The organism is Arthrobacter sp. MMS24-S77, from assembly GCF_054888235.1.
This window is the reverse complement of sequence record NZ_JBTZRN010000001.1, coordinates 3,105,460-3,131,245: the sequence shown is the minus strand read 5'-3', so window position 1 is coordinate 3,131,245 and position 25,786 is coordinate 3,105,460. Positions and strand designations below refer to the sequence as shown.

Annotated in this window: 26 protein-coding genes, 1 other RNA gene and 1 pseudogene; 18 read left to right on the top strand and 10 right to left on the bottom strand. The window is 62.3% G+C overall.

Features of this window, described 5'->3' with window-relative positions; genetic code table 11:
* The first annotated feature begins 4 nt into the window (after window positions 1–4).
* Entirely contained in the window at window positions 5–1,048 is a 1,044-nt protein-coding gene (galE, locus tag ACX5I4_RS14345; RefSeq protein ID WP_461837237.1) for a UDP-glucose 4-epimerase GalE, read from the top strand.
* A 33-nt stretch (window positions 1,049–1,081) separates the two neighbouring features.
* Here the strand turns inward: galE and ACX5I4_RS14340 are convergent, their stop codons facing one another.
* Window positions 1,082–2,986 (bottom strand): S-layer homology domain-containing protein, encoded by a 1,905-nt coding sequence (locus tag ACX5I4_RS14340; protein WP_461837236.1) that lies wholly within the window; start codon window positions 2,984–2,986, stop codon window positions 1,082–1,084.
* A 344-nt stretch (window positions 2,987–3,330) separates the two neighbouring features.
* Between ACX5I4_RS14340 and ACX5I4_RS14335 the strand changes: the two genes are divergently transcribed.
* From ACX5I4_RS14335 to ACX5I4_RS14270, 14 genes and pseudogenes are all read left to right on the top strand, one after another.
* Complete coding sequence (locus ACX5I4_RS14335; protein ID WP_461837235.1) at window positions 3,331–4,554, top strand: CpaF family protein; 1,224 nt, start codon at window positions 3,331–3,333, stop codon at window positions 4,552–4,554.
* The gene (locus ACX5I4_RS14330) at window positions 4,554–5,408 is read left to right on the top strand and encodes a type II secretion system F family protein (protein ID WP_461837234.1); all 855 of its coding nucleotides are present in this window, start codon (window positions 4,554–4,556) and stop codon (window positions 5,406–5,408) included. Before ACX5I4_RS14335 ends, ACX5I4_RS14330 begins: the two co-directional genes overlap by 1 nt.
* The gene (locus ACX5I4_RS14325; RefSeq protein WP_461837233.1) at window positions 5,405–6,343 is read left to right on the top strand and encodes a type II secretion system F family protein; all 939 of its coding nucleotides are present in this window, start codon (window positions 5,405–5,407) and stop codon (window positions 6,341–6,343) included. The genes ACX5I4_RS14330 and ACX5I4_RS14325 overlap by 4 nt, the downstream gene beginning before the upstream one ends.
* 114 nt (window positions 6,344–6,457) lie before the next feature.
* Window positions 6,458–6,721 carry a hypothetical protein gene (locus ACX5I4_RS14320; protein ID WP_461837232.1) on the top strand — a complete coding sequence of 88 codons (264 nt, stop codon included), beginning with the start codon at window positions 6,458–6,460 and terminating at the stop codon, window positions 6,719–6,721.
* A gap of 3 nt (window positions 6,722–6,724) precedes the next feature.
* Window positions 6,725–7,150: a TadE family protein gene (locus ACX5I4_RS14315; protein WP_461837231.1), complete on the top strand. Its 426-nt coding sequence runs from the start codon at window positions 6,725–6,727 to the stop codon at window positions 7,148–7,150.
* Window positions 7,151–7,316: 166 nt separating this feature from the next.
* On the top strand, window positions 7,317–7,709 hold the full coding sequence (locus ACX5I4_RS14310; RefSeq protein ID WP_461837230.1) for a hypothetical protein: 393 nt from the start codon (window positions 7,317–7,319) through the stop codon (window positions 7,707–7,709).
* Between the two features lie 62 nt (window positions 7,710–7,771).
* Window positions 7,772–8,185 (top strand): pilus assembly protein TadG-related protein, encoded by a 414-nt coding sequence (locus tag ACX5I4_RS14305; protein WP_461837229.1) that lies wholly within the window; start codon window positions 7,772–7,774, stop codon window positions 8,183–8,185.
* A gap of 66 nt (window positions 8,186–8,251) precedes the next feature.
* Window positions 8,252–9,367, top strand: a complete 1,116-nt coding sequence (gene prfB / locus ACX5I4_RS14300) for a peptide chain release factor 2 (protein WP_461837228.1) — start codon at window positions 8,252–8,254, stop codon at window positions 9,365–9,367.
* 163 nt (window positions 9,368–9,530) lie between these two features.
* Window positions 9,531–10,295, top strand: a complete 765-nt coding sequence (ftsE, locus tag ACX5I4_RS14295) for a cell division ATP-binding protein FtsE (protein ID WP_461837227.1) — start codon at window positions 9,531–9,533, stop codon at window positions 10,293–10,295.
* A complete protein-coding gene (ftsX, locus tag ACX5I4_RS14290; RefSeq protein WP_461837226.1) occupies window positions 10,292–11,206 on the top strand; it encodes a permease-like cell division protein FtsX in 915 nt (304 codons plus the stop codon). Before ftsE ends, ftsX begins: the two co-directional genes overlap by 4 nt.
* 38 nt (window positions 11,207–11,244) lie before the next feature.
* Window positions 11,245–12,632, top strand: a pseudogene (locus tag ACX5I4_RS14285) (peptidoglycan DD-metalloendopeptidase family protein).
* Window positions 12,633–12,696: 64 nt separating this feature from the next.
* A complete protein-coding gene (gene smpB / locus ACX5I4_RS14280; protein ID WP_028264808.1) occupies window positions 12,697–13,167 on the top strand; it encodes an SsrA-binding protein SmpB in 471 nt (156 codons plus the stop codon).
* A gap of 149 nt (window positions 13,168–13,316) precedes the next feature.
* Window positions 13,317–13,685: a transfer-messenger RNA gene (ssrA, locus tag ACX5I4_RS14275) on the top strand.
* Between the two features lie 141 nt (window positions 13,686–13,826).
* On the top strand, window positions 13,827–14,063 hold the full coding sequence (locus tag ACX5I4_RS14270; RefSeq protein WP_461838795.1) for a hypothetical protein: 237 nt from the start codon (window positions 13,827–13,829) through the stop codon (window positions 14,061–14,063).
* A 417-nt stretch (window positions 14,064–14,480) separates the two neighbouring features.
* Here ACX5I4_RS14270 and menE read toward each other — a convergent pair whose 3' ends face one another.
* Genes menE through ACX5I4_RS14240 form a run of 6 tightly spaced genes read right to left on the bottom strand, consistent with a single transcriptional unit; the run spans window position 14,481 to window position 21,053 of the window.
* Entirely contained in the window at window positions 14,481–16,049 is a 1,569-nt protein-coding gene (gene menE, locus ACX5I4_RS14265) for an o-succinylbenzoate--CoA ligase (protein WP_461837225.1), read from the bottom strand.
* Window positions 16,050–16,089: 40 nt separating this feature from the next.
* Window positions 16,090–17,436 (bottom strand): MFS transporter, encoded by a 1,347-nt coding sequence (locus tag ACX5I4_RS14260; protein WP_461838737.1) that lies wholly within the window; start codon window positions 17,434–17,436, stop codon window positions 16,090–16,092.
* A gap of 42 nt (window positions 17,437–17,478) precedes the next feature.
* Window positions 17,479–17,934 (bottom strand): MaoC family dehydratase, encoded by a 456-nt coding sequence (locus ACX5I4_RS14255; protein ID WP_461837224.1) that lies wholly within the window; start codon window positions 17,932–17,934, stop codon window positions 17,479–17,481.
* Window positions 17,935–17,976: 42 nt separating this feature from the next.
* Window positions 17,977–19,200 (bottom strand): acyl-CoA dehydrogenase family protein, encoded by a 1,224-nt coding sequence (locus tag ACX5I4_RS14250; RefSeq protein WP_461837223.1) that lies wholly within the window; start codon window positions 19,198–19,200, stop codon window positions 17,977–17,979.
* Between the two features lies 1 nt (window position 19,201).
* Window positions 19,202–20,107 carry an amidohydrolase family protein gene (locus ACX5I4_RS14245; protein WP_461837222.1) on the bottom strand — a complete coding sequence of 302 codons (906 nt, stop codon included), beginning with the start codon at window positions 20,105–20,107 and terminating at the stop codon, window positions 19,202–19,204.
* A 1-nt stretch (window position 20,108) separates the two neighbouring features.
* A complete protein-coding gene (locus ACX5I4_RS14240) occupies window positions 20,109–21,053 on the bottom strand; it encodes an SDR family NAD(P)-dependent oxidoreductase (RefSeq protein ID WP_461837221.1) in 945 nt (314 codons plus the stop codon).
* A gap of 123 nt (window positions 21,054–21,176) precedes the next feature.
* Here ACX5I4_RS14240 and ACX5I4_RS14235 point away from each other — a divergent pair, with 123 nt between their 5' ends.
* Window positions 21,177–21,647 carry a MarR family winged helix-turn-helix transcriptional regulator gene (locus ACX5I4_RS14235; protein WP_461837220.1) on the top strand — a complete coding sequence of 157 codons (471 nt, stop codon included), beginning with the start codon at window positions 21,177–21,179 and terminating at the stop codon, window positions 21,645–21,647.
* Window positions 21,648–21,772: 125 nt separating this feature from the next.
* Window positions 21,773–22,771 carry a S1C family serine protease gene (locus tag ACX5I4_RS14230; RefSeq protein ID WP_461837219.1) on the top strand — a complete coding sequence of 333 codons (999 nt, stop codon included), beginning with the start codon at window positions 21,773–21,775 and terminating at the stop codon, window positions 22,769–22,771.
* An 80-nt stretch (window positions 22,772–22,851) separates the two neighbouring features.
* On the opposite strand, the gene ACX5I4_RS14225 is transcribed toward ACX5I4_RS14230, so the two are convergent.
* Entirely contained in the window at window positions 22,852–22,992 is a 141-nt protein-coding gene (locus ACX5I4_RS14225; protein ID WP_172465476.1) for a hypothetical protein, read from the bottom strand.
* A 122-nt stretch (window positions 22,993–23,114) separates the two neighbouring features.
* Window positions 23,115–23,489 (bottom strand): hypothetical protein, encoded by a 375-nt coding sequence (locus ACX5I4_RS14220; protein WP_461837218.1) that lies wholly within the window; start codon window positions 23,487–23,489, stop codon window positions 23,115–23,117.
* Between the two features lie 63 nt (window positions 23,490–23,552).
* Here ACX5I4_RS14220 and ACX5I4_RS14215 point away from each other — a divergent pair, with 63 nt between their 5' ends.
* A complete protein-coding gene (locus ACX5I4_RS14215; RefSeq protein ID WP_461837217.1) occupies window positions 23,553–25,004 on the top strand; it encodes an MFS transporter in 1,452 nt (483 codons plus the stop codon).
* A gap of 43 nt (window positions 25,005–25,047) precedes the next feature.
* On the opposite strand, the gene ACX5I4_RS14210 is transcribed toward ACX5I4_RS14215, so the two are convergent.
* Window positions 25,048–25,761, bottom strand: coding sequence for a metal-dependent transcriptional regulator (locus tag ACX5I4_RS14210; protein WP_461837216.1), 714 nt, complete (start codon window positions 25,759–25,761; stop codon window positions 25,048–25,050).
* Window positions 25,762–25,786 lie beyond the last annotated feature (25 nt).

The window sequence follows — 25,786 nt, the reverse complement described above, 5'->3', positions numbered from 1 at the left end:
GCACATGAAGGTATTGGTTACCGGCGGTGCCGGATACATCGGATCGCACACTGCGCTTTGTCTCCTCGAAGAGGGGCACGAGGTCGTGGTCCTCGACAACTTGATGAACTCGAACCCCGAGTCCCTGCGCAGGGTGGAACAGCTCACGGGAAAGAGCGTGGACTTCCGCAAGGCCGACCTGCTCGATGTTGCCGCCGTCGACGCCATCTTCGCCGAGGGAGGCTTCGAGGCCGTTATCCATTTCGCGGGCCTGAAGGCAGTTGGCGAGTCTGTCGAGAAACCACTCTGGTATTACCAGAACAACGTGGTAGGCACACTCAACTTGCTGCACAGCATGGACGCGGCTGGCGTCCGTCGTCTGGTCTTCAGTTCTTCAGCTACGGTCTACGGCGCCTCGGAGGAAGTTCCCCTTATCGAGAAGTCGCCGCTGGACGCAACCAACCCTTACGGCCGCACCAAGGAACAAATCGAGGACATTCTTTCGGATCTAGGTGCCGCTGACGAGAGTTGGAGCATCGCCCTGCTCCGGTACTTCAATCCGGTCGGCGCTCATGAGTCCGGCCTTATCGGCGAGGATCCGAGCGGCGTCCCGAACAACCTGTTGCCCTTCGTTGCGCAGGTCGCCGTCGGACGCCGCGAAAAGGTGATGGTTTTCGGCAACGACTACCCGACGACGGACGGTACCGGCGTACGCGACTACATCCATGTGATGGACCTGGCCGCGGGTCACCTCGCTGCCTTGGGTCATCTCAGCAATCGGACTGGCGTATTCCGCTGGAACCTTGGAACCGGCCGGGGATCATCGGTGCTGGAAGTCATCAGGGCATTCAGCCAGGCGGCAGGCCACGACGTTCCCTATGAAATTGCGCCAAGGCGACCCGGAGACGCCGCCGTCAGCTACGCCGATCCGTCCGCCGCCCTGGCTGATCTGGGTTGGTCCGCGCGCCGGAGCCTTGCACAGATGTGTGAGGACCACTGGCGCTGGCAGAGCCGCAACCCGTATGGATATTCCGCGGCGGAAGAATCCGCCGGTGTCTACGCCGACTGATATGGCCGGCCTTGCACGCCAAGGTTTTGCTAGCTACCGTCCGAGTTCGGCGTTGTACCGGTACATGAAGGCAGCCATTGCGTCGCGGTTGACGGAGTTCGTAGGGCGGAAGGTGCCGTCGGGGTATCCGGTGGTGATGCCGGTGGACGCCAGCCAAGTGATTTCGAGGTAGAACGGGCTGGCCGGAGTGAGGTCCGTGAACGGTGAGACAGCGGGTGGCGTGTATGCAGGTTTACCCGCAAGCCGATAGAGGAATGCAGCCATGGCGTCGCGGTTGACAGGGTTCAGGGGGCGGTAGGTGCCGTCGGGGTATCCGGTGGTGATGCCGGTGGAGGCCAGCCAGGTGATTTCTTTGTAGAACGGTGAAAGGAGCCCGATATCCCTGAACGGAGAGATGACTGGAGGGATATAGACGGGGCTTCCCCTCAGACGGTAGAGGAACGCGGCCATAGCCTCGCGGGTGACGGGTTGGACGGGGCGGTATGTGCCGTCGGGATTGCCCGTGGTGATTCCGTTGTAGGCCAGCCACGTGATTTCTGTGTAGAAGGGGTAGCTGGCAGGGATGTCGGTGAACGAAGGCGGGGTCGAAGTGGCGAATGCGGTCACTCCCTGCGCGCTGCCGAGCCCGGTGGGCCCGTCGTATCCATAACCGGCGGTGCAAAGGTAGGACGAGGTGCACAAGCCGTTGGCGCCGTTGGCAACGTCATTGAGCGCCCAGGGTGAACTGTAGGGAAGCCGGGCAGGGGAGACCCCTGCAGGCGGAGGGCCGGCGAGTGCGTATGCGGCGGCAATGACGGGCGCGGCCGCGCTGGTTCCGCCGAAGACCATCCATCCGCTCATCCCGTTGCTGGGGGTGCTGTCATAGACGGCGACGCCGGTCGCCGGGTCGGCAACCGATGCCAGGTCGGCGACGGTGCGGTTGGGGCAGCCGGTGTCGTGCTGCCAAACAGGCTTGGGCTCGTAGGCGGAGCAGCCGCTGCCAGGCCCTTGTGCGCCGGATCCAGCGGACCCCCAGGCGCGTTCGGTCCAGCCCCGGACTTTGGTCGTGTCGGCGGTCAAGGTGGTGCCGCCGGCTGCGACGACGTTGGGGGAGGACGCGGGATAGTTCACGGTGGGCGCAGTTGTCGCGTTCGCGTAGCCGTGGTCGCCGGAACTGGCCACGAGCGGCGTCCCAGGGTGATTGAAGTACGCAGCGTCGAATCCGCTGACCCCGGAGAATTCTGGTCCGCCGAAGCTCATCGACACGGCACTGGCACCTAGCTTGACCGCGGTATTCACTGCCTTGCCCAGGTCGATAAGGGAATTGGAATTGGCCTCTACGAGCAGGATGTTGCAGTTCGGGCAGGCAGCAGACACCATTTGCACGTCGAGGGATGTTTCCTGCGCCCACGCGGCGTTGAAGGGTGGCCGGGAGGACCCGCCATCCTGATCCACTTTCCGGAAGCAGCCTGAGACCGAGAGACACGGGACCTGCCCGTATCTCGCCCGGTAGACCGCTAGATCCGCTTCGACAGTCGGGGCGTCGAAGGGATCGACTACTGCCACCGTTCGGCCGATCCCGGCGGTGAGTGCGGGCAGCTTGTAAGCGGACTGCAGGTCTGCGGGCCCGTAGCCGGCAGGGAGAAGCTGCCCGGCGGCCAGGGGACCGGCGACCTCATCATCGATCTCCGCATGGCACGATGCGTAGCCAAGGGGTGCGTCCCTGCATACCCTCGAATGCCGGTGACCCCTCAACGTCGCTATGGCCGGGGCAACCTGCCCGGGCTGCTGGGTGGATGCCGGTGCCGGCGGTGTCCTGGGAAGGTCATCCGGTGACCCGGCATCGGCTTGCGCAGGCGGGACACTGCCGACCAGTAGCATCAGCACCGCAAGGCCGCTGAACAGGCGAGGGCCGCTAGTCCGGCGGCGACGCAGGCAATCTCGCGGTGTTCTCGGCACGGGATCCTCCTTGCGCCGTTACTTGCAAGACGTTCCAAATCCAGTTAGCTGAGGCTGCAGTCGAGCGGATGCCCGGCGCCGGAACAGCCAAAAAAGGCCAGCGATCATCAGCATTTCACATGACTGCAATCTCCGGAACCGATGGAGGAAAGAGTGCGACGGTGACACCCGGAATTTGGGGAAATGAGTGACCAAAGTTCCACATGTTGCCAGTGTGACCAGTGTGTGAACAGTTGTCCACAATCGCGTCAAATTGACTTGGTTCCGTCCTGTAACCTCCCCTAGTTTGAATCTTGTTGGTCGTTCCGCAGCGCCAGGGGCGCATCTTGCATTGGGGGAAATGGATGGATGCTTTACGCATCGTCGAGGATGAAGTCCGCGAGCTGATTCGACGGCATGGGCTAGACCCTCTGAGCCAAGCTGTCGAAGTACATCGGCTCGTCGAGGCTGCCGTGAATGACTACGACGAGCGGGCCCTTCTCGGCCCCCTGCCTCCCCTGGGACATCTGGACACGGCACGCAAGTACGTGTTCGACGCCGTTGCGGGCTTCGGTCCGCTCCAGCCACTCCTGGACGACCCCACCATCGAAGAGATCTGGCTCAACGCGCCCAACGAGGTCTACGTTGCCCGGAATGGCGAATCCGAACTCACCTCGGTCAGCTTCAGCGCGCAACAAGTGCGGGACCTCGTGGAGCGGATGCTTAAGAGTTCGGGGCGCCGCCTGGACCTCTCCTCACCGTTTGTAGATGCCGCGTTGCCCGATGGTTCGCGGCTCCACGTTGTCATTCCGGATGTCACCCGCCGGCATTGGGCTGTGAACATCCGCAAATTCGTGGTCAAGGCGAGCCGGCTCGAACACCTGGTGGAGCTGGGCACATTGACGCCCCAATCAGCCCGATTCCTGGGAGCTGCGGTGGCAAGTGGACTGAACATCCTCGTTTCGGGAGCCACCCAAGCTGGAAAGACGACCATGCTCAATTGCCTGGCTGCCAATATCGGATCCCGGGAACGGGTCATCACTGTCGAAGAGATCTTTGAACTCCAGCTCCCACTACGCGACGTCGTCGGGCTCCAGTGCCGCCAACCGAACCTGGAGGGTCACGGCGAAATTCCTCTGCGTCGACTCGTCAAAGAGGCTCTGCGCATGCGGCCGGACCGTCTCGTGGTGGGCGAAGTTCGTGAAGCCGAAAGCCTGGACATGCTCATTGCCTTGAATTCAGGCTTGCCTGGCATGTGTACCGTCCACGCCAACTCCGCCCACGATGCCGTGACCAAAATTTGCACATTGCCGCTGCTGGCCGGTGAAAACATTTCGAGTGCGTTCGTTGTTCCAACCGTGGCGTCCTGCATCGACCTCGTGGTCCATTGCAGCCGCCATGCGGATGGACGCCGGCAAGTCACGGAAGTCCTTTCGCTGGGCCGACGCGTGGAGAACGGCATCATTGAGTCGTCCACGGTATTCGCGATGCAGGACGGCCGGCTTCAACCCAAATCCCATTCCATGCCCGCTGCGGAGAAATTCGCCCGGGCAGGCTTTGACGTTGCTGCTCTCCTGGAGCACTACTGATGGCGCCGCTGCTGGGCCTTCTATGTGGGCTGGGCGTATTTCTCATCTGGTGGTCCGCCTGGGAACAACAGCATCTTGCCGTCAAGGAGCCAAAACCGAGACGCCTCGAGACCTTGCTGCTCACCGCCGGGATCGAAAAAGTGAGCGGCACGGGATTCATCGCGTCCTGTGTGGGATTGGGCCTTTTCACCGTGTTGGTGATCTTCATCATGACAGCCTCCCTTTCGATCGCGGCTTGCTTCGGCCTGTTCGGTGCCTGGCTTCCATTGGCCATTGTCAGCTGGCGGGCGCGCAGACGGACAGCGATGCTCCGGGAGATGTGGCCGGACGTGGTCGACCACCTGCGCTCGGCAATCCGAGCGGGACTTTCACTACCGGAGGCCCTAGTCCAGCTCGGTGACAAAGGTCCCGAGGAATTGCGGGAGCTCTTCCGGGAGTTCGGCGCGGATTACCGTTCGGGCGGCCATTTCGATTCAGCGCTGAGCAAGCTAAAGGAGCGCCTGGCCGATCCTGTTGCCGACCGGATCATCGAGGCGCTCAGGCTGACCCGGGAAGTGGGCGGATCCGACCTCGGCCGACTTCTGGGAACTCTCGCCGAGTTCCTTCGTGAGAGCGCGCGGACCCGAAGCGAGCTTGAGGCGCGACAGTCATGGACTATCAATGGAGCGCGCCTGGCGGTTGCCGCTCCTTGGATAGTCCTTATGCTGCTGGCCAGCAGGCCGGAAGCCGTTGCTGCTTACAATTCCGCGGCAGGAGTCAGCGTGCTGGGAGGCGGACTCTTGGTCTCAGGGCTCTGCTACTGGAGCATGCTTCGCATCGGCGCGCTTCCCGAAGACGAAAGAGTGCTTCGATGACTGCACTGACCGCCATGACAGTGTTTTGTGGCCTCCTCCTGGGAGCCGGGCTGTGGCTCATCTTCATTCGCATGCCATTTTTGCGGTCCACTCCCTTCTCGGAACGCATTGAACCTCAACTCAAGTCCCAAAACCTTGAGTCCCGATTGCTGGCGTCAACCAGCGACGTCGCGCCGTTCGGCCCTTTGGAACGCATTCTGCGGCCCGTGTTCCGGGACGCCCTGCACCACTTGGCGCGGTTCAACTTCGGTACTACCGCACTCAACAAGAGGCTGGCGAAGGCCGGTTCGGGAAAGTCTGCATTGGACTTTCGGGCAGAGCAGCTGCTGTGGGCGGCGGCGGGCCTTGCGATGGCGGTTGTCGCCGTGGTCATGGCCGCAACGGCGGGCCGGTTCAGTCCGCTGCTCGCAGTCGTCTCAGTCCTGGCTTGTGCGCTTGGTGGGTTCCTTTTCCGCGACTACTTGCTGGGGGTGCAGATCAAGCGCAGGGAGAGCCGGATGCTGGCGGAATTCCCCAGCCTTGCAGAGCTGATGGCCCTCGCGGTGGGCGCCGGGGAGAGCGCTAGCGGTGCCCTTGACCGCGTGTGTCGCACGGCTCGCGGCGAATTGGCGAAGGAGTTTGCCTTGGTATTGGCCGCCACGCGGGCCGGCACGCCCCTGATCGAAGCGCTACACGAGTTTTCGGGACGAACCGACCTTGGCCCGTTGGTCCGGTTTGTGGACGGAATCGTCGTTGCCGTCGAGCGCGGTACTCCCCTGGCCGATGTATTGCGGGCCCAGGCTGCAGACGTCCGCGATTCGGCCAAGTGTGAGCTGATGGAAGCCGCAGGTCGGAAGGAGATCGCGATGATGGTGCCGCTCGTTTTCGGGATCCTGCCCCTCACCGTAATCTTCGCCGTCTATCCGGGCCTGGCCGCGCTGAATCTTGGCTTCTAGTGCGTGTTCCACAACGACCTTTTCGCATCCATCACATGGGCATTCGCTGAATGTCCAAAACAAGAAACTGCATGGAAATTCGCAACGGATTCCTGCACACGGAAATGGGGAATAATGAAGAAATTCGGACGCTACGGCCTGCCTGCGTCAGGACTTTTGCTTTGGCAGCTGTGGACTCTCCTGCCATTCGGATCAGGACTCAAGACCAACCCGGGTAAGGACTTGGCCCCCGAGGCCGATCATGCCGAGCGAGGCGATGTGCCCGGGTGGGTCATGATCACACTGATGTCCGCGGCACTCGTGGCGGGCTTGCTTGCTCTCGCCGGCCCGGCTCTTGAGGGGCTCTTCAACCAAGCCATGAGCAAGGTCGGAAAGTAGTCCATGCCGTTCCGCAGCAGTGGAGGAGCGGAGTACGGCAGCCAAGCCGGTGTTTGTCGCTGCGACGAGCAGGGATCCGCCGTCGTGGATTTTGTTTTGGTCGGTGGGATCCTCACGGTGTTCTTCCTCGCCATCATTCAACTGACCCTTGTGGTGCATGTGCGCAATACCCTCGTGGATGCGGCTTCGTCCGGAGCCCGTTACGGCACTCTCGCGGACAGGACGCCAGCAGATGCGCGGGAGCGCGCCGCGGAACTGATCGGCACTGCCTTGAATGCAGAGTTTGCCCGAGACATATCGACGTCGGAGGCTAGCTTCCAAGGAATCCGCACCTTGGAGGTGACGGTCCGTGCGCCCTTGCCCGTCATCGGGCTTATCGGACCAGGCCTGGCATTGGAGGTGCGGGGTCATGCCGCGATTTCTGACTGATCTTGCCCGTGCGGGGCTTGCTCGATTCCGCGAGGCGCTCTGCCGGCCACTCCCGGAGGGGTTAGACAACAACGGCCCACGGGGTGCCCCTGAGCGGGGTGCCCCTGAGCGGGGTGCCCCTGGGCGGGGTGCCTCTGCGCGGTGTGCCACTGAGCGCGGAAGCGCAGTGGTCGAGTTCACTCTTTTGTCCCTCCTGCTCATGGTTCCTGTGGTCTATTTCATCGTTACCATCGGGCAGGTCCAGGGTGGTTCATTCGCCGTCGTCGGTGCAGCGGACCAGGCTGCCAAAGTTTACGTGACGCGGAAAGACGCCTCCCAAGGCCGTGTCGCCGCTGAACAGGCTGCCGTGTTGACTCTTGCCGACTACGGGCATTCCGCGGAACGCGCCACTGTAGACGTCGCATGCGACCGCGATGACTGTCTGGCTGCCGGGACATCGGTCACCATAACGGTCAAGCTCACCGTGCCGTTGCCGATGGTGCCTTTCGGCGACGCTCTGAGCCTGGACGCCGCGCATCTGAATGCGTCTGCCACGCAAACCGTCGGACGGTTCAGATGACGGACGTCCCGACGACCACGGACGCGCCGGGGTTTCGCGCAAAGGGCCGGGAGGACGGCCAAATGATGGTCTTGACCATCGGCTACGTGGTGATCGCTCTGTTGCTGGCAACGGTCGTTGCCGCGGTTTCGGCCGTGTACATAGAACATAAGAAGCTCCTCTCGGTGGCCGACGGAGCTTCGGTAGCAGCCGCGGACAGCTATTCGCTCGGCCACGTAGTAGGCGGTGCTGAAAAGCCCGCGGCCGTCCTCAGCAACGAGAGGGTTCGCAGCGTTACCGAGTCATACCTGGTCCAAAACAGCGGCTATTCACGGTTCGATCAACTTGCCGTCGGACGGGACACGGGAAGTCCGGACAGCACTACTGCTGAAGTGGTGCTCAGCGCGGTTGCCCATCCGCCGGTGGTGAGTTTCCTGCTCCCCGAAGGCGTTCCGATCGAAGCCCGGTCTACCGCGCGGTCTCGACTGACCCGCTAAGGCGAGCCGTCACACGTCCAGGCCCCGCGCCACGCCAGGCAATGGATGGCGTAGTCTTGAACGACCATGGCTGAGATTGACTTTCCCGCAGAAATCCGCGCGCTTCGCTCCACCTACCGCTCCATCGAACAGGTTTCCGACGTCGAGAAGCTCAAGGAGGAGATCGCAGAACTGAGCGAGCAAGCTGGTGAGCCGAACCTCTGGGACGATCCTTCCTCCGCGCAGGTGATTACGTCCAAGTTGTCACACCGGCAGTCAGAACTCGAGCGGTTGAACAAGCTGGCGGGGCGGATCGACGACCTCGAAGTTCTTGTCGAGCTCGGCCAGGACGAGGACGATGACGCCTCCATGGTCGAAGCCGCTACGGAACTCGATTCAATCCGCAAGGCCCTCAAGGAACTCGAAGTGGTCACCCTGCTCTCGGGAGAGTACGACGAACGCGAAGCCGTGGTCACTATCCGTGCGGGCGCAGGCGGCGTTGATGCTGCGGATTTCGCTGAGATGCTGATGCGCATGTACCTACGCTGGGCAGAGCGCCATGGCTACCCGACTACCGTGATGGACACTTCGTACGCCGAAGAAGCGGGCCTCAAGTCAGCTACCTTCGAGGTCAAGGCGCCATACGCGTTCGGTACGCTCAGTGTCGAAGCCGGCACGCACCGACTCGTACGCATCAGCCCCTTCGACAACCAAGGCCGGCGACAAACTTCCTTTGCCGCCGTCGAGGTTATCCCGCTCATCGAGCAGACCGACTCGATTGACATTCCCGACAATGAGATCCGCGTGGATGTCTTCCGATCTTCCGGTCCAGGCGGACAATCGGTCAACACTACGGACTCCGCCGTGCGTTTGACCCACATTCCGAGCGGGATTGTGGTCTCCATGCAAAACGAGAAGTCCCAACTGCAGAACCGCGCGGCTGCCATGCGCGTTCTCCAATCGCGACTCCTCCTGTTGAAAAAAGAACAGGAAGACGCTGAGAAGAAGGCGTTCGCCGGGGATGTGAAGGCCTCGTGGGGCGACCAGATGCGTTCTTACGTGCTCAATCCGTACCAGATGGTCAAGGACTTGCGCACTGAACACGAAGTGGGCAACACGTCAGCGGTGCTCGACGGCGACATCGACGATTTCATCGACGCCGGTATCCGCTGGCGCACCGGCAACCGCAACGCTGCGGACTAGGCATCGACCGCCCGATTGGGCGACACACCGCACCAGGCCCACAATTCCGTAGCCGAGCGTGCGTATAGTCAAAGAGCCGGCGCTCAACTTCCCCCATCGAAAGCCCGTGCGCTGGCGGTTGGACTGGCCGAACGTGGCATGTCCGGCGGGGTTCTGAAGAGTCATGATCCGATTTGAGAATGTCACCAAGGTCTACGACCCCAATGCCCGTCCGGCGCTGGATGCTGTCAGCCTTGAGATTGACCGTGGAGACTTCACCTTCCTCGTCGGGGCTTCGGGCTCCGGCAAGTCGACGTTTCTACGCCTCATTCTGAAGGAAGACCGGGCAACATCCGGTTCGGTCTACGTCGCCGGCCAGAACGTGGCCAACATTTCAAGCTGGCGCGTCCCAAAGCTTCGCCGTGGCATCGGCGTCGTTTTCCAGGACTTCCGTTTGTTGCCGCAGAAGAACGTCTTCGCCAACGTGGCCTTCGCCATGCAGGTGATCGGTAAGAGCCGGAGCATCATCCGGGAGACGGTTCCGGAAGTATTGAAGACTGTGGGGCTTGAGGGCAAAGAACGCCGCATGCCCCACGAGCTCTCCGGTGGTGAACAGCAGCGCGTGGCGATTGCCCGCGCGGTCGTCAATCGGCCCGGCATCCTGCTGGCGGACGAGCCCACCGGAAACCTGGATCCCATCACCTCGATGGGCATCATGGGCGTGCTCGACAAGATCAACCAGAACGGCACCACGGTGGTCATGGCCACCCACGACGACGATATTGTGAATGAGATGCGCAAGCGCGTGGTGGAGCTCCGGAACGGCGTCGTGGTTCGTGACGAAGCCAAGGCGCTCTACACCTCGATGATCCCCGTGGTGGGGGAGTCCCGGCGAATGAAGGACGCAAGCGGCGCGGAAATCGACCGCGCGCAGGGGGTTCAGCAGTGAGGCTCGCATTTATCCTGGGCGAGATCGGCAGCGGCCTGCGCCGAAACCTGTCCATGGTGATATCCGTCGTCCTGGTGACCTTTGTGTCCCTCACCTTCGTCGGCGCGGCCGGCATGCTGCAGATGCAGATCAACCAGATGAAGGGCTACTGGTACGACAAAGTCCAGGTCGCCATCTTCCTCTGCAATGACTCTTCGACGGCGACTGGCTGCGCTTCGGGGGCGGTGACCAAGGAGCAGCAGGACAACCTCGCCAAGATGCTCGATTCGCCTGCCGTCAAGCAGTACATCAGCGACTACCAATTCGAGTCCCAGGCTGAGGCGTTCAAGCACTTCAAGGAACAGTTCTCCAACTCTCCGATTGTTGACTCGGTCACCCAGGACCAGCTTCCTGCGTCGTTCCGGATCAACATGAAGAACCCTGAGAAGTACCAGATCATCAGCGAAACATTCTCGTCCCAGGCCGGTGTGGAGACCGTCAGCGACCAGCGTCAGGTCTTGGAACGGATCTTTGAGTGGATGAACGGCGCATCCGTGGCGGCAATGGTGGTCGCAGGAATCATGATCTTCTGCGCGGTCCTGCTCATCACCACGACTATTCGGTTGTCCGCGTTCAGCAGGCGGCGGGAGACAGGCATCATGCGCCTTGTCGGCGCATCGAAGACGGTCATCCAACTGCCGTTCATACTTGAAGGCGTCATTGCCGCCGTCGTCGGGGCCGTATTGGCTTCCGGCACCCTGTGGCTGGTGGCTCAATTCTGGCTCAACGGAGACTTGTCGAAACAGTTCCTGAATACTCCTTTTATTTCCTCGACCCAGGTACTCGTGATAGCGCCGGTCCTGATAGCCTTGGGCGGCGGCCTGGCCGGGATATCTTCCCTTCTGACCCTTCGCCGATACCTCAAGGTGTAGCCATGAAAAGCAGTGACCTCCAGCGAACAGGACAGCCGATGCCCCGGAAGTACCAAGCTGCCCTGAAGCTACGCTTGAGGAGCGGCCGCGCGAAGGTTGTGGGCTCTGTGCTGGCCATTGCGATGGCAGCAAGCTTGGGCACTACTCCTTTGGCGCACGCGGATAACCTCGATGACCAGCAGGCTGCCCTCGACGCGGAATCGGCCCGCGTACAACAATCCCTGGAATTTGTTGATGCGAACATCGCCAAGGCGGCTGGCGACCTTGTGATCTACCAGGGCAGGCTCCGGGGGCGCAACAAGCTCTTCTCGAAGCGCAGGGCAGGGTTGCCTCTGCAGTGAAGGAAGCTGAGGCTCTCGCAGCACGAGTGGATTTGGCGCAGCAGAGCAAGGCCAAGATCACCGAGCAACTGGAGAACGACAAGCAAAAGATCACGGACACCAAGAAACTCATCGGCCAGATCGCGGCCCAGGCATACAAATCCGGTGGCGTGCCCACAAACGTGGCTCTGCTGTTCGGGTCGAACGACGGCGGCAACCTCACCGAAACGATGGACCTCGCCAACCAAGCGATGCGCAGCCAAAACGCGGCGATGACCAAGCTGACGCAGCAGAGTGCAACCAACGTGAACTCGCAGGCCCGGCTTGCCGCCGTGGAGCAGGAAATCAGGGATCTCAAGGCGAAGGCTGATGCCGCACTGGAGCGTGAAAAGGCAGCCCGTGACGACGCCGCGGCCAAAAAGGCCGAGGTGGACAAGCTCATTTCCGACACCACCCGCCTAAATAGCCAACTTCAAGCGGCGAAGCCCGGGATTCAGGCTCAGCTGCAGCAAGTGAAAGCGATGCAGGACGCCGTCGCGGCTGAGATTTCCGAGCGGGACCGTAAACTGCGTGAAGCGTGGCTGGCCGAGCAACAGCGGCTCGCAGCCGCCGCGGCTGCTGCCGCCAAGGCTCAAGGCCAGGCCCCGCAGCCGTACGTCCCACCAGTGAGCAATCCTCGCTCCGGCTTTGGCCTGATCCACCCGGTGCCCGGGAACATCCCCATCACTTCGGGATTCGGATGGCGTGCGACGCCGCCTGGAACCATTGATTTCTATGGCCAGGGCGGCTACATGCACACTGGTATCGACTTCGGTGCGCCTTGCGGCACCCCGGTTTATGCGGCCGCGGCCGGCACGGTGTTTTCGGCCGGCTGGGGCAACGACGGCGGTGGCAACCGGGTCAAGATTTCGCACGGGGTCATCAACGGCGACTCCCTGACCACCATTTACTATCACAACACCAGCGTGGTGGTTTCTTCCGGGCAGCAGGTGAGCCAAGGCCAGCTCATCGCCTACTCGGGCACAACGGGTAACTCGACTGGTTGCCACGTGCATTTTGAAACTTGGGTGAACGGTCAGGCGACAGATCCCATGAACCTTCTATAGCCCACACGGCAGGGTTCCGCTGGCGTAGACTAGTGTGATTCTTCGACAACCAAGGAGTTCTACCGTGCCCAAGGAAAGTGGCCGTAAGGTAGTGGCCACCAATCGCAAGGCCCGGCATGACTACCACATATTGGATACTTATGAGGCTGGCATTGCCCTCATGGGAACTGAAGTAAAGTCCCTGCGTGAGGGTCATGCCTCCATGGTCGATGGCTTCTGTACCTTCTACAATGACGAGTTGTGGATGGAAGGCATCCACATCCCTGAGTACAACCAGGGGAGCTGGACCAACCATGCCGCCCGCCGTCGTCGTAAGCTGCTGCTTCATCGCGAGGAACTCAACAAGATTTCCGGCAAGATCCGCGAGACCGGCCTGACGGTAGTGCCGCTCCAGCTGTACTTCCTCGACGGACGCGCCAAGGTCGAGATTGCCCTGGCTCGAGGCAAGAAGGATTACGACAAGCGCCAGACCCTGCGTGAGCAGCAAGACAAGCGCGAATCACTGCGCGAACTCCGCGAGCGGAACCGCCGCTAGTTCGGTGGGGGTTCTGCCGGTGGGCAACGGCTAAGGCGTGTCCCGGAATGTTCCGGTGCCGCCGTGCGTTATGATGATTAACCCGGGCAGGATTATTGCGCGGTTGCTCCTGAGCTGCCGCGGTCCTGCAGGGATTGATAACAAAATACGGGGATGATCGGTTTCGACGATGTTAGTCGCGACAGGTGAAGCGGGCCGAGGATGCAGAATTATCTCGTAAACGCTGTCTGCAAACCAATAAGTGCCAATTCTAAGCGCACTGACTTCGCTCTTGCTGCCTAAGCAGTAAGACAGTCCGTCAGCCCGAGGTTGCTATTGCCCCGGATCCTGGCGTCATTTAGATAGCCACTGCTGTTTGCCTTCGTCATCGAGGCAAGCGGGACTCTTAGATGGCTGGGCCCGGATCAGCTACTTGTTCGCAGGATAGCTGGGGCCGAGAAAATCCGACGCGAACTGCGCCCGGAGAAGCCCTGACAACACGACATCGGACGGGGGTTCAATTCCCCCCATCTCCACTTTTTGTGATGAGTCGAGACATCCTTGACGGATGAGTCGGGTCATCGGTTACACCCCGGTCTTCGGACCGGGGTGTTTTTCTTTGTCCGGGTTGGTAATCAATTGTGGGCTCGCCGCTGTTTCCGGCGGTCTCAGGGTTCCGGATGCTGAGGTCCCGGCTCACCGCCCGTGCCGTCGCCGCCGGTGCCGTCCTCACTGTCCGGCGGATTTCCAGTGTCCTGTTCGCGATGCCGGGCAGCGCGGTTGCGATCAAGCAACGTCCGTCGCTGGCGTCCAAAGACCATCACAGCTGCTACCACCGCTGCTCCAACAAGCACCAGCGCGACCCAGATCCATTGTTGCCCGTCCAAGTTCGCCCCCAATCCCAGCACATCGGCTGAGTCCGCCACTGTTATTTAGGGCCCATGCTCCGGAGGCCTAGTCCGGGAGACGGACCCAGTACGGAATCAGCCCTTGGGCCTATGTAGGCAGCTGAGGGCGCTAGCAAGCCGGGTCCGAATCAGCCTCAACGTCATCATGATTTGCCCCAATTCCTGATCGTTGCGGGATGCCGCCTCACGCTCTGGGCCCATCCGCAGGCGGGGCTCCGTCGCGGAAATCAGGTCCATCCGTCTCGGGATGGACGCTAGGGGCCACAATAGGAGCGCAGATTGCCCCTGTCGCGAGTGGTGACTACTTGTTTTTGGGATTTCCTACGTGACAACGGCCTCGATGCCCTGGGTGGGGTTGTTAACCAGACGTGCGGCCCGACAGCCGGGAAGTCGGTTCAGTTCAGGGAAGGTCACGACGGCGGAAGGTCAGGATACTGTGCTCCGGCGGAGCTCGCTTTTGCGGATCTTTCCGCTGGCCGTTCGCGGCATGTCGTCCACGAATACGACAGTTTTCGGGATCTTGTAGCGGGCCAGTTTGCCCGCCAGGTGTTCCTTGAGCTGATCCTCGGTCAAGGAGGCTCCATCGCGGAGTACCACCACGGCGCGTGGCACCTCTCCCCACTTCTCATCGGGTACTCCGATGACTGCGACGCTGCCCACCGAGTCGAGTTCACTGATCGCCTGTTCCACCTCGGCAGGGTAGATGTTCTCGCCTCCCGAGATGATCATGTCCTTGAGCCTGTCCGAGACGAAGACGAATCCGTCCGCGTCCTTGTAGCCCATGTCTCCGGACTTGAACCAGCCGCCGTCTTCATATGACTCGGCGGTGGCATCGGGACGGCCCCAATATTGGTGGATGACGTTGGGGCCTTTGATCTGGATTTCCCCGACCTTGCCCTGCTCGGCAAGCCCTCCCGCGACGTCGGAGATCCGGACGTCACTGAAGAAGTGCGGGAGCCCGGAAGAGCCGGCCTTGTCCCGGGATCTGGCTGCGGGCAGCGTAGTGGCGCCCGGCGCCGTCTCCGTCATTCCATAGCCATTGGAGAAGCGTAGCCCGCGCGCCTCGTACGCTTCCAGGACGCGCATCGGTACAGCCGATCCGCCGCAGGTCAGCTTGTTGAGGGAGCTAAGGTCCGACGTCGGCCAGGCCGGGTGCTCGCAGAGCATCTGGTAGGTGGTGGGCACCCCGCTGATGGTGGTGGCACGGTGCCGCTCGATGAGCTCCAGGGTGCGCTGGGGATCGAACCTCGATTCGAGGACAACAGTCCCGCCCTTGAGCAGAGTCGGCAGCACTCCCATGTCGAGCGAGGCCACGTGGAACATCGGCGAGATCATGAGCGCTACATCGCTGGAAGAGAAATCGAAGTCGACAATTACGTTGATGCAATTCCAGGTGATGTTGCCGTGGGTCAGGAGCGCACCCTTCGGTCGACCTGTCGTGCCGGACGTATAAAGGATCATTGCCCCGTCATCGAGCCCTACTTCTTCGTCCAGATGCTGGGGCGCTCCCGAGGCGACGATATCCTCATAGTCCTCCGCCGCCGTCGGGCTTTCACGCCCGCCGTCACCGAAAGGACCGGTGCTGTCGCCCGCTAAGGAGTCGACGACGGCGATGCGCCGGCTCACGTGGGTTCCTTCCGCGCCGCTGGCCGCGAGGCCGCTGAGGCTCGCGGAGTGGATCAGCGCAACGGCGCCGCAGTCCTGAAGCTGGAACGTGATCTCCGGCGGCGCCAATCGCGTGTTGAGGGGCACGAAGATCGCCCCGAGTTGCCCGCAGGCAAAAAGCGTTTCGAGGAAGGCAGGATGGTTTTCACCGAGGTAGGCCACCCTGTCGCCCTTGGAAACACCCCGGGATTTCAGTGCGTTGGCGAGCCTGTCCGATCGTTCCGCAAATTCCTCATAGCTGAGCTGGCGGTCTCCGGCGATCAGCGCAATCTTGCTTCCGGACTTCGGGCGGCGACGCTGCAGCCACGAACCGATCCCAAAATTCTCCATGACGGTCCTTTCTTATTCCCAAGCTAGACCTTTCCCGGCCTCAAGGCCGGACGGTCTGCAAATCGTTGTTCTTCGGTTCCCGCGTCAACAGGATGAAGATGATGGAGACGACCGACATTGCGGCCAGGTAGAAGACCACCGAGCCCGTGTTCTGGCCGGAGTCCTTGAAGATCTGCGCCACGATCCCCGGCGTGAAGCCTGCACCGAGGAGGGTCGCGAGTTGGTAGCCGAGCGAGGCGCCCGTGTAGCGGGACGTGGTGCCGAACTGCTCGGACACGAATGCGGCCAGCGGCCCGAAGAGCGTTGAATGGATCATCAGGCCAACAGTGAAAGCGATGAAGATCAGCAGGATGTTGTTCGAGGACAAAAGCTGGAACATCGGGACTAGATTAGCGATGAAGAGCACGAGTCCACCGATCATCACGGGCCGCCGTCCTAGCTTGTCGGAGAGCCGGCCGCCAAGGATCACGAAGACGATGGAGATGAGGGAGGCACCTGCGAAGGCGTACAGCACGCCCTGCCGGTCGGCACCCTTGGAGACAGCGAACGTCACGGCAAATGTGGCCAGGACCACCTGGAGGGCAAAGCCGGCGGCCCCGGCGAGCATGGTGAAGATCAACGTCTTGGGCCGGCGCAGCACCTGGAGGAGCGGGACGGCGGGCTTCGCGGCGCCATTGTCAGCGTTCCGGGCTGCCCTTTCCTGTTCAATCGCCGCTTTGAAGATCGGGCTCTCCGAAACCTTCAACCGGACGAACATGCCCACTGCCAGAAGGACAAAGGAGAGCAGGAACGGTACGCGCCAACCCCAGGCAAGGAACTGGGAGTTCGGCAGGGCCGAGAAGATGCCCATAATGAGGGTGCCCAGCACGGCGCCGGACGGCGCTCCGGCATTGACGAACGAGGCCGCAAAGCCGCGTTTCCCCGATTCGGAGTGCTCCAACGCCATCAAGGCGGCTCCGCCCCACTCGCCGCCCACAGCGATTCCTTGGAAAACCCGAAGCACAACAAGCATCACGGCGCCCCACGGGCCGGCCACCGAGGCGCCCGGGACCAGGCCGATCAGCGCCGATGCCAGGCCCATGACCAACATGGAGACGATGAGCATTCCCTTGCGTCCCAGCTTGTCGCCGAAGTGCCCGAAAATAACGCCGCCCAACGGGCGGGCCACGTATCCTGCGGCGAAAGTGCCGTAGGCAGCCACGACGCCCACCCAGTCGTCCATTCCTGAGAAGAAGACCTTGGGGAAGACCACCGCCGCGGCTGTGGCATAGAGCAGGAAGTCGTAGTACTCGATGGTGCTTCCCAAGTAACTGGAAGCAATGACCGTGCGTGCTTCCTTGCGTCGGTCGGCTACGCCCATGGATTGAAGCTGCGATATTTGGGACATCATTGTTCCTTAAAGCAGAGGGGTGGGGGTGTTTGAAGTGGTCTAGTTGTAGAAACGAGCGAGGAATTCCGCCACGACCGCGGGGCGTTGCTGGCCTTCGATTTCGATGGTGTTCGCAACCTTGATCTGGGCGCCGCCCTTGACCTCGGTGACTTCGGCGATGGTGGCTTGCATGCGGATGCGCGCGCCCACTTTGACCGGAGAGGTGAAGCGGACTTTGTCCAGGCCGTAGTTCACTTTGGTGCTGACGCCTTCGACGTCGAACAACTCGCCCCAGAACGGGATGATGAGCGAGAGCGTGAGGAAACCATGGGCGATCGGAGCGCCGAAAGGTCCGTCCTTCGCCCGTTCCGGATCGACGTGGATCCATTGGTCGTCACCGGTTGCGTCCGCGAACTTGTTTATTTGTTCCTGGGTGATTTCCCGGTATTCAGTGACGCCGAGATCCGTTCCGGCGAGGGTGAGTAATTTGTCGAAGTCGACGACGAGATTGGGCATTGTTGCCTCCTGGTGGTTGTTGTGGGTGAAGAGAGTATGGGGTTAGCGGGTGAAGGCGCTCTCGCCCGTGAGTGCGCGCCCGACGATCAGGGCATTGATTTCGTGTGTTCCTTCGTAGGAGTAGACGGCTTCGGCGTCGGCGTGGAACCGGGCAACATCGCTCTCGAGCGTGATTCCGTTGCCGCCTGCCAGTTCGCGCGCCAGCGCGACTGTTTCCCGCATGGCAAGGCAGCTTTGCATCTTGGCGAGCGCGGAGTCCTGGTCACGGTAGACACCGTGTGCCTGCTGTTCGGTCAGCCTGACCACGAGGGACATGCTTGCCGTGAGATTGCCAAGCATGCGGGCCAGCTTTTCCTGGACCAGCTGGAAGGAACCCAGCGGGCGGCCGAACTGTTGGCGCTCGCGGACGTAGCGGAGGGCTGCTTCGAAGGCGCCGGCCTGGATGCCGGTGGCGATCCAGGCGACGTCCGATCGCATGGCCCGGAGCATCGCCGCTATGTCTTTGAAGGAGTTCACGTTGTGGAGGCGCATGGATTCGGGGACCCGGACGCCGTCGAGCGTGATGTGGGCGTTTTGCATCATCCGCAGGGAGGTCTTCCGGTGGATCTTCTCCAAGGTCACACCGGCGGCTTCGCGGTCCACGAGGAACGCCTTGACCTGTCCGTCCGCGACGTCCCGGGCGAACACTGCCAGGACATCCGCCGTCGAAGCGCCCCCGATCCAGCGCTTGGCACCGTCGAGCACCCAGGCGTCGCCGTCGCCGTCGAGATCGCGGCGCGCGGTGGTGGAGAGCCCGCCGGCAATGTCCGAGCCGGATTCCGGCTCGGTCAGGGAGAAGACGCCCTTGAGCGAGAAATCGATGACTTTCGGCATCCACCCGGCCTGCTGCTCCGCCGAGGCGCCTACCCGGATAGCGGTGCGGAAGAGGCCGGCCTGGGCCGTGTACCACGTGGCCAGCGAAGCGTCTGTGCGTGCGAGTTCGAAGATCCTGAAGCCTTGGTAGATGCCGCGGGCAGGACTGCTCTCTGCCCCGGTGCCTGTCAGTTCGGCCGGTTCCATCAGGTCCAGATCGATGAGCGGCTGGGCCAACTGGGCGGGGAACTCGCCGCGCTCCCAATGGTCGGCCAACAGAGGCTTCGCGTCATGATCCAGGAAGTCCCGCAGCCGGCCCAGGACCCGCCGCTCGTCCTCAGTGAGGAGCGATTCGGCGTCGTAATAGTCGCAGACGTTGTAGAGTCTGCTCTGCTCAGCTGTGACGGCGCCCATGTCAGGCGTCCAATCCGAGCAGGCGTACGGCGTTGTGCTTGAGGATCTTGGGCCGGACCTCGTCCTTGAGCGGGAGGTCAGCGAAGGCCCGCAGCCATTTCTGCGGGGTGATCAGCGGGAAGTCCGTGCCGAACAAGACTTTGTCTTGCAGCGCCGAGTTGGACATCCTCACGAGCGACTCCGGGAAGTATTTGGGGGACCAGCCGGACAGATCGATGAACACGTTGGATTTGTGGGTGGCGATGGAGTTCGCCGCGTCCTGCCAGGGCACCGAGGGGTGGGCCATGATGATCTGCAGCTCGGGGAAGTCAGCGGCCACCGCGTCGAGAAGGAGCGGGTTGGAGTAGGCCAGCTTGATGCCGTAGCCGCCAGGCAGGCCGGCGCCCATGCCGTTTTGGCCGGTGTGGAAGATGGCCGGCAGGCCAAGTTCCTGCAGCGTTTCCCAGAGCGGGTAGAACTGTTCGTTGGAAGGGTCGAAACCCTGCAAGCTGGGGTGGAACTTGAACCCGCGTGCGCCCAGGTCGATCGCCTGGTGCTTGGCCCCCTGGATGGCCTCTGTGCCCGTGCGCGGATCGACGCTGCCGAACGGGATCAGCACGTCGTTGTTCCTGGCGGCTCCCGCGATCAGTTCCGGAATGCTGTTGGGTTCATGCTTGAGCTGCGTGCGTGCGTCTACGGTGAAGACGACGGCGGCCATGTTCAGTTCGCGGTAGACCTCGGCGATCCGGTCCAGCGAGGGCGTGCGGTCCTCGGCCTTGAAGTACTTGGCAGAGGCCTCCGTCAGGGCCGGTGGCAGGGATTCGTGGCCGTGGCCGTCCACTTCGAGATGGACGTGCATGTCGATCGCGTCGAGCTTCGCGGCGTTGATGCCGAGCTCGTAGCGCTGTGGTGCGGAGTAGGCGGCCATGTCAGCGGACCTGCACTGGAGCGGCCGCTTCGGGCCGCAGGTCCTCGGGCAGCGGCAGGAATTCCTCGCCGACGCTCTGTAGCTTGTCCCCGAACAGCGGGCCGAAGTTCTCTACGAGGTCCTGGTAACCCCAGCCGCCCTCGCGGTACTCGGTCGCTGCGGCTTCGGGGTGGGTCCACAGCTGGAGGCGGTCGCCGCCGGCGCCGATGGCCTGGCCCGTAATGCCGGCCGCCTCATCGGAGGCGAGGAAGGCAACCAGTCCGGAGACGTCGTCGGCCGTTCCAAAGCCAAGCTCGTGGCGGAAGAAAGGGGGCATGGCCTCGCCGCGCTCGTCCGCCTCTACGGCTCTGTGGAAGTAGGGGATGGTCTTGGTCATCGCCGTGGCGGCCACCGGGATCACCGCGTTGGCGGTGACGCCGGCCTTCTTCATTTCCAGCGCCCACGTCCGGACCATGCCCACGATTCCCGCCTTCGCGGCGGCGTAGTTGCTCTGGCCGAAGTTGCCGCGTTGCCCTGTCGGCGAACCGATGGCGATGATGCGGCCAGCGATGCCGTTCTCCTTGAAGTAGCCGAATGCCTCGCGGGCGCAGGTGAAGGTGCCGCGGAGGTGGACGTTGATGACCAAGTCGAAGTCTTCGTCCGTCATCTTCAGCAAGCTCTTGTCGCGCAGGATGCCGGCGTTGGTGACCAGGATGTCGAGGCGGCCGAACTCCCTGACGGCCGTTTGCACCAGCTGTTTCGCCGCTTCCGTGCTGCCTACGGGGGCGACGACGGCGACTGCCCGGCCGCCATCGGCCTCGATAGTGCGGACCGCTTCGCCAGCTACCTCGGCGTCGACGTCGTTGATGACCACTGCGGCACCCTGGCGGGCGAGTTCCCTGGCGTAGGCCAGGCCAAGGCCACGGCCGCTTCCGGTGACAATCGCTACTTTTCCTGACAGGCTCATCGCTGCTCCTTTGCTCGATCCCCGTGCATCCAAGCCTTCGGCGTGGGATGCTGTTCTGTATCCATGAGAATACGTATAGTTGAACTTGTCAACGATTTATTTTGAAGATTATTGGAGATTGCCATGACGGTCGAGACCCAGGACGAGCAGCAGGCTGCCACGAAGGACCGGCTGGTCGCCGCTCCGATCAGCCAGGATGTGGGTTTCCTGCTGGCCAAGCTTCATGCAGGCGGGTCGGTGGTGAACAACCGGGCCCTTGCTGAGTTCGACCTCAAGGAGCGCTCGTACTCGGTGCTGATCCTGGCCAACAGCGGGCTGGAGCCCACCCAGCGGGAGCTGGCGGACTTCCTGAGCCTTGACCCGAGCCAAATCGTTTCCTTGGTGGACGAGCTCGAAAAGCGGAAACTCGTGGCCAGGGCACCCGGCAAGCAGGACCGTCGGGCCAAGACGGTGACGGCTACGGCGAAGGGGAGTCAGCTGCTTGCCCAAGCAGCCGTTGCCGCCCGCCGCGCGGAGTCCGAGGTGCTGGCGGCACTTGCGGACGAGGAAGCCGCCCAGCTCAAGGCGTTGCTGCGCAAGGCGCTGTGGGGTTAGGCCTTGTCGGTTAGGCCTTGCGGGGGCGAGCGCTAACTTGCGTTCACCCACGGCGTAGGCCGGAACGGACTAACCGCAGCAGTGTATTCGTTGATATAGACACCACCGGTTACAGGAGGTGCACGATGAGTACATTGCCGGAAGAAGCTCTTCCAGAGGATATCCCGGACGCCCCGTCGGACGACGAGGCTCTGGACGCCTACTCGCAGACTGTCATGCGCGTGGCGGAAACCGTTACGCCCCATGTTGCCGCCTTGGAGATGAGCAGTGCGCGCAGGAACGGCCAGGTCAGGATTGGAAGCGGATCCGCCGTGGTGTTCACGGGGGACGGATACATGCTGACCAATGCCCATGTAGTCTCGGGTCTTCGCTCCGGGCGGGCAATATTCGCCGACGGAACCCATACCGACGTCGAACTCGTCGGGGCGGATCCCTTGTCCGATCTCGCCATTGTCCGGGGGCACCACACCCCGCCGCCCGCCACATTGGGCAACGCGGAGTCGCTGCATGTAGGTCAGTTGGTGATTGCTGTGGGTAACCCGCTAGGGCTGGCAGGATCAGTGACCGCGGGCGTCGTCAGTGGGCTCGGGCGTTCCATCCCCGTCAGGTCCGGCCGGCACAGCAGGGTCATCGAAGACGTCATCCAGACCGACGCAGCGCTGAACCCGGGCAATTCCGGGGGAGCCCTTGCCGACACCAAAGGGCGGATAGTTGGAATCAACACCGCTGTGGCCGGTTTGGGCCTCGGGCTTGCGGTGCCTATCAACACCACCACCCAACGGATCATCGCCGCCCTGCTCAGGGACGGACGGGTCCGGCGGGCGTACCTTGGCCTGGTGAGCACCCCCATTCCGTTGGAAGCGAGTGCGGTGATCCGGACAGGCCAGAAAGAAGCTCTCCGGGTGGTGGAAGTGATCGCTGGATCTCCGGCCGAGCGCGCAGGACTGCTTGCGGGCGATCTTGTCCTCAGTGCACAGTCGCGGGCCGTATCCAGTGCGGAAAGCCTTCAGAAGCTCTTGTTTTCGCAGGCCATAGGGGAGCCGTTCCTGCTGACGGTCCTTCGCGACGGCAAAGTCCACGCAATTGTGGCCGTCCCCAGCGAAATGACTGATGCGGATTCATGAGGAGCCGGGGCCATGATGGAACCAGCTCGCTAAAAAGTCGGCTCGCCAAAAAGCCGGGGCCCGATGGCTCCGGCTTTTTGCTATTTCTTCCTCATCCTCAAATGGGCCACTGGATCCACGGCGGCGTCGGATTCGTGCTTGGCACGCTTCACTGCCCGTTTCTCCTTGATGGACTTGATACTCTTCTTCGTCTCGTGCTGGTGAGGCGCTTTGTCAGGCATTTCATGCTCCCTAACTACGGATCTTCCCTGAAGATCCTGCAAAGAGGGTCCTGAAAAGGCCCTCTCTCTGTAAGCTACGCCTGTTTCGGCCGAAAGCAACCGGCCGCTCAACGCACGAACAGCTAGGCTTCGGACGCCGGAACGTCCACAATGCCCACGAACCGCGAGCCGATTCCCTCGTACTCGCTGCGGACCTCGCCGGGCAGGATTCCGGGAACCTCGCTGTTGCGGTGGTGCCCGCAGAAAACGTAGGTGAACTCGGGCCACCACTTCTTGGGACGGGCCGCCTCGGTATAACCGCACACCACACAGCTCAGGTGAACCCAGACGGGACGCTTGCCGGTACGGTTGGCGCGGGATTGGACGAGCCACTGCGGTGGATTGTCCTGCAGCTCGGTCAGCTCGGCTTGCGAAAGCCTGGACGGGATGCCGTGGCGTTGGGCCATTTCCATCGAAATATCAAGGGCCAGTGCGGCGTCACGTCTGCTAATCACCATTCAACGATACGGGACTCCAAGCGCGGAGGAATCCCGGCGTCAGTGGACAAGCAGGCGTAGGCTGTGCTCATGACCGACGCAGCGGCCCTGCTGCCAAGCACTCCGCTGCAAAAGCGGGTCCTTGTTGTGGCTATTGTGGCTTCCTTCATCGCCATTTTGGATGGCTTCGTAGTGAACCTCGCGCTCCCGGCGATTGGCCGCGAACTGGGCGGTGGACTTGTCATCCAGCAATGGGTGGTGGATGCCTACCTTTTGACCTTGGGCGCCCTGATCCTGGTTGCCGGGTCTTTGTCCGACCATTTCGGCCGTGCGCGGATCCTGGAATGGGGACTCGCCGGTTTCACCATCACTTCCGTCATCTGCGGCCTCGCCTGGAACGGGGAGGTGCTGGTGGTGTCACGGGCCCTGCAGGGAATCGCGGGGGCACTCCTGGTCCCGAGTTCGCTCGCGATGATTGTCACGTCCTTCTCGGGTCCGGCGCAATCCAAGGCGATCGGCCAATGGTCCGGCTGGACCAGCGCGGCAGCTATCGTGGCTCCGCTCATCGGCGGCGCCTCGGTGGATCTGTTGTCCTGGCGCGTCATCTTCTTTATCAACGTGATTCCCGCCGTCGCCGTCTGGCCGATTCTGGCTGGGCTGCGGAAGTCCGATGCCGCCACGGACAGGAACAAGAAGATCGACTACCTCGGCGCTTTCCTTGCCATGGTGGGACTGGGTGGCCCGGTCTACGCCTTCATCGAACAGGGGCGGATGGGCTGGGGGAACATGCTGGTCTGGATGCCCCTGGCCGTCGGGGGCGTTGGCATGACCCTGTTCCTGATCCACGAATCCAGGACCCCGGAGCCAATGCTACCCCTCCGGCTCTTCGGCATCCGCAACTTCGGTTGGGGAAACCTGGCCACGCTGGCCATTTATGGCGCCTTGTCACTAGGCTTCTTCGCCGTAGGCATCTATTTGCAGCAAGTCGGAGGAATGAAAGCCACGACGGCGGGCATCGCCCTGCTTCCCGCGACCGTGATCCTGATGCTCACGGCCTCATTCTTCGGCGGCCTGGCCGGCAAGTACGGTCCGCGATGGTTCATGACGGCGGGACCGTTCATCTGTGGAATCGGTTTTCTCATGACGATGACCGTCCAGGAGCCCTTGAACTACTGGACGCAAGTGCTACCCGGGCAGATCGTCTTCGGGATCGGTCTCAGCACCTTGGTGGCGCCCCTCACTGCGGCCATCCTGGGCGCCGTCCCCACCGAAGAGGCAGGGATCGGCTCCGCCGTGAACAACGCGGTAGCACGTATTGCAGGATTGATCTGCATCGCATTCGCCGGGCTCATCATCGGCCCGGTCTTCAGCCGCCAAGGTCTCATCAACGCGGTGGTGGTCACCGCGGTTCTGTTCTTCATCGGGGCGGCGGCATCCGCCGTCGGGATCCGGAACCCGGTCTTGACCCCTGCCGTGACGGAATCTCCGGAAGGTCCAGCCCCCGACGACGGCGGGACGGCAGCTCAGCGCGCCTGAGCAGTGCTTTCCAAGACGCAGTGCTTTCCAAGACGCAGCTTCGTCAGCGTTCCGCGAGGACGCAACCTTCGTGCGCAGTGTCGGTGGCTACCCACAGCGCCGAGGTGACTTCGTCGGCGAGGTCGTAGTCTCGGCTGCCCGGGCCCCTTCCGATCCGGACCACCAGCGCGCCACCGAATGGCCTGCGGCCAATCACCTGGATATTGGCATCAAGGTCGATTTCCTCGGCAGACAGGTAGCGCAGCAACTCCGGGTTCTCGTCACTGATCCGTGTGATTTTCCCGGAGTGGCCGTCGTCTAGCTCGATCATCCGGTGCGCGTGCGGGAGGGTCACCGAACCGTCCGCGGCGGGGATGGGGTCACCGTGGGGATCGCGTCCGGGATTGCCCAACTTGGCTGCCATGCGATCGATGAAAGTGTCCGAGACGGCGTGCTCGAGCATCTCGGCCTCGTCATGGACTTCGTCCCAGCTGTAGCCCAGTTCCCTCACGAGGTACGTCTCGATCAGGCGATGCCGGCGGACCATGCCCAGGGCAAGCTGCATTCCTTGCGGAGTCAAAGTAATCGCGCTGTAGGGCTGGTGGTCAACGAGCCCCTGGTCCTTGAGCTTGCGGACCATTTCCGAGACGGAGGAATTGGCGACGCCCAGCCGCTGCGCCAGCTGCGAGGACGTGATGGGTTTGTCCTGCCACTCCGTGAAGGAGTAGATGACCTTGACGTAGTCCTCGATCGAGGAGGAGGGCGCACTGGTCTTCACGGTTACAAGCCTATCGTGAACCGGG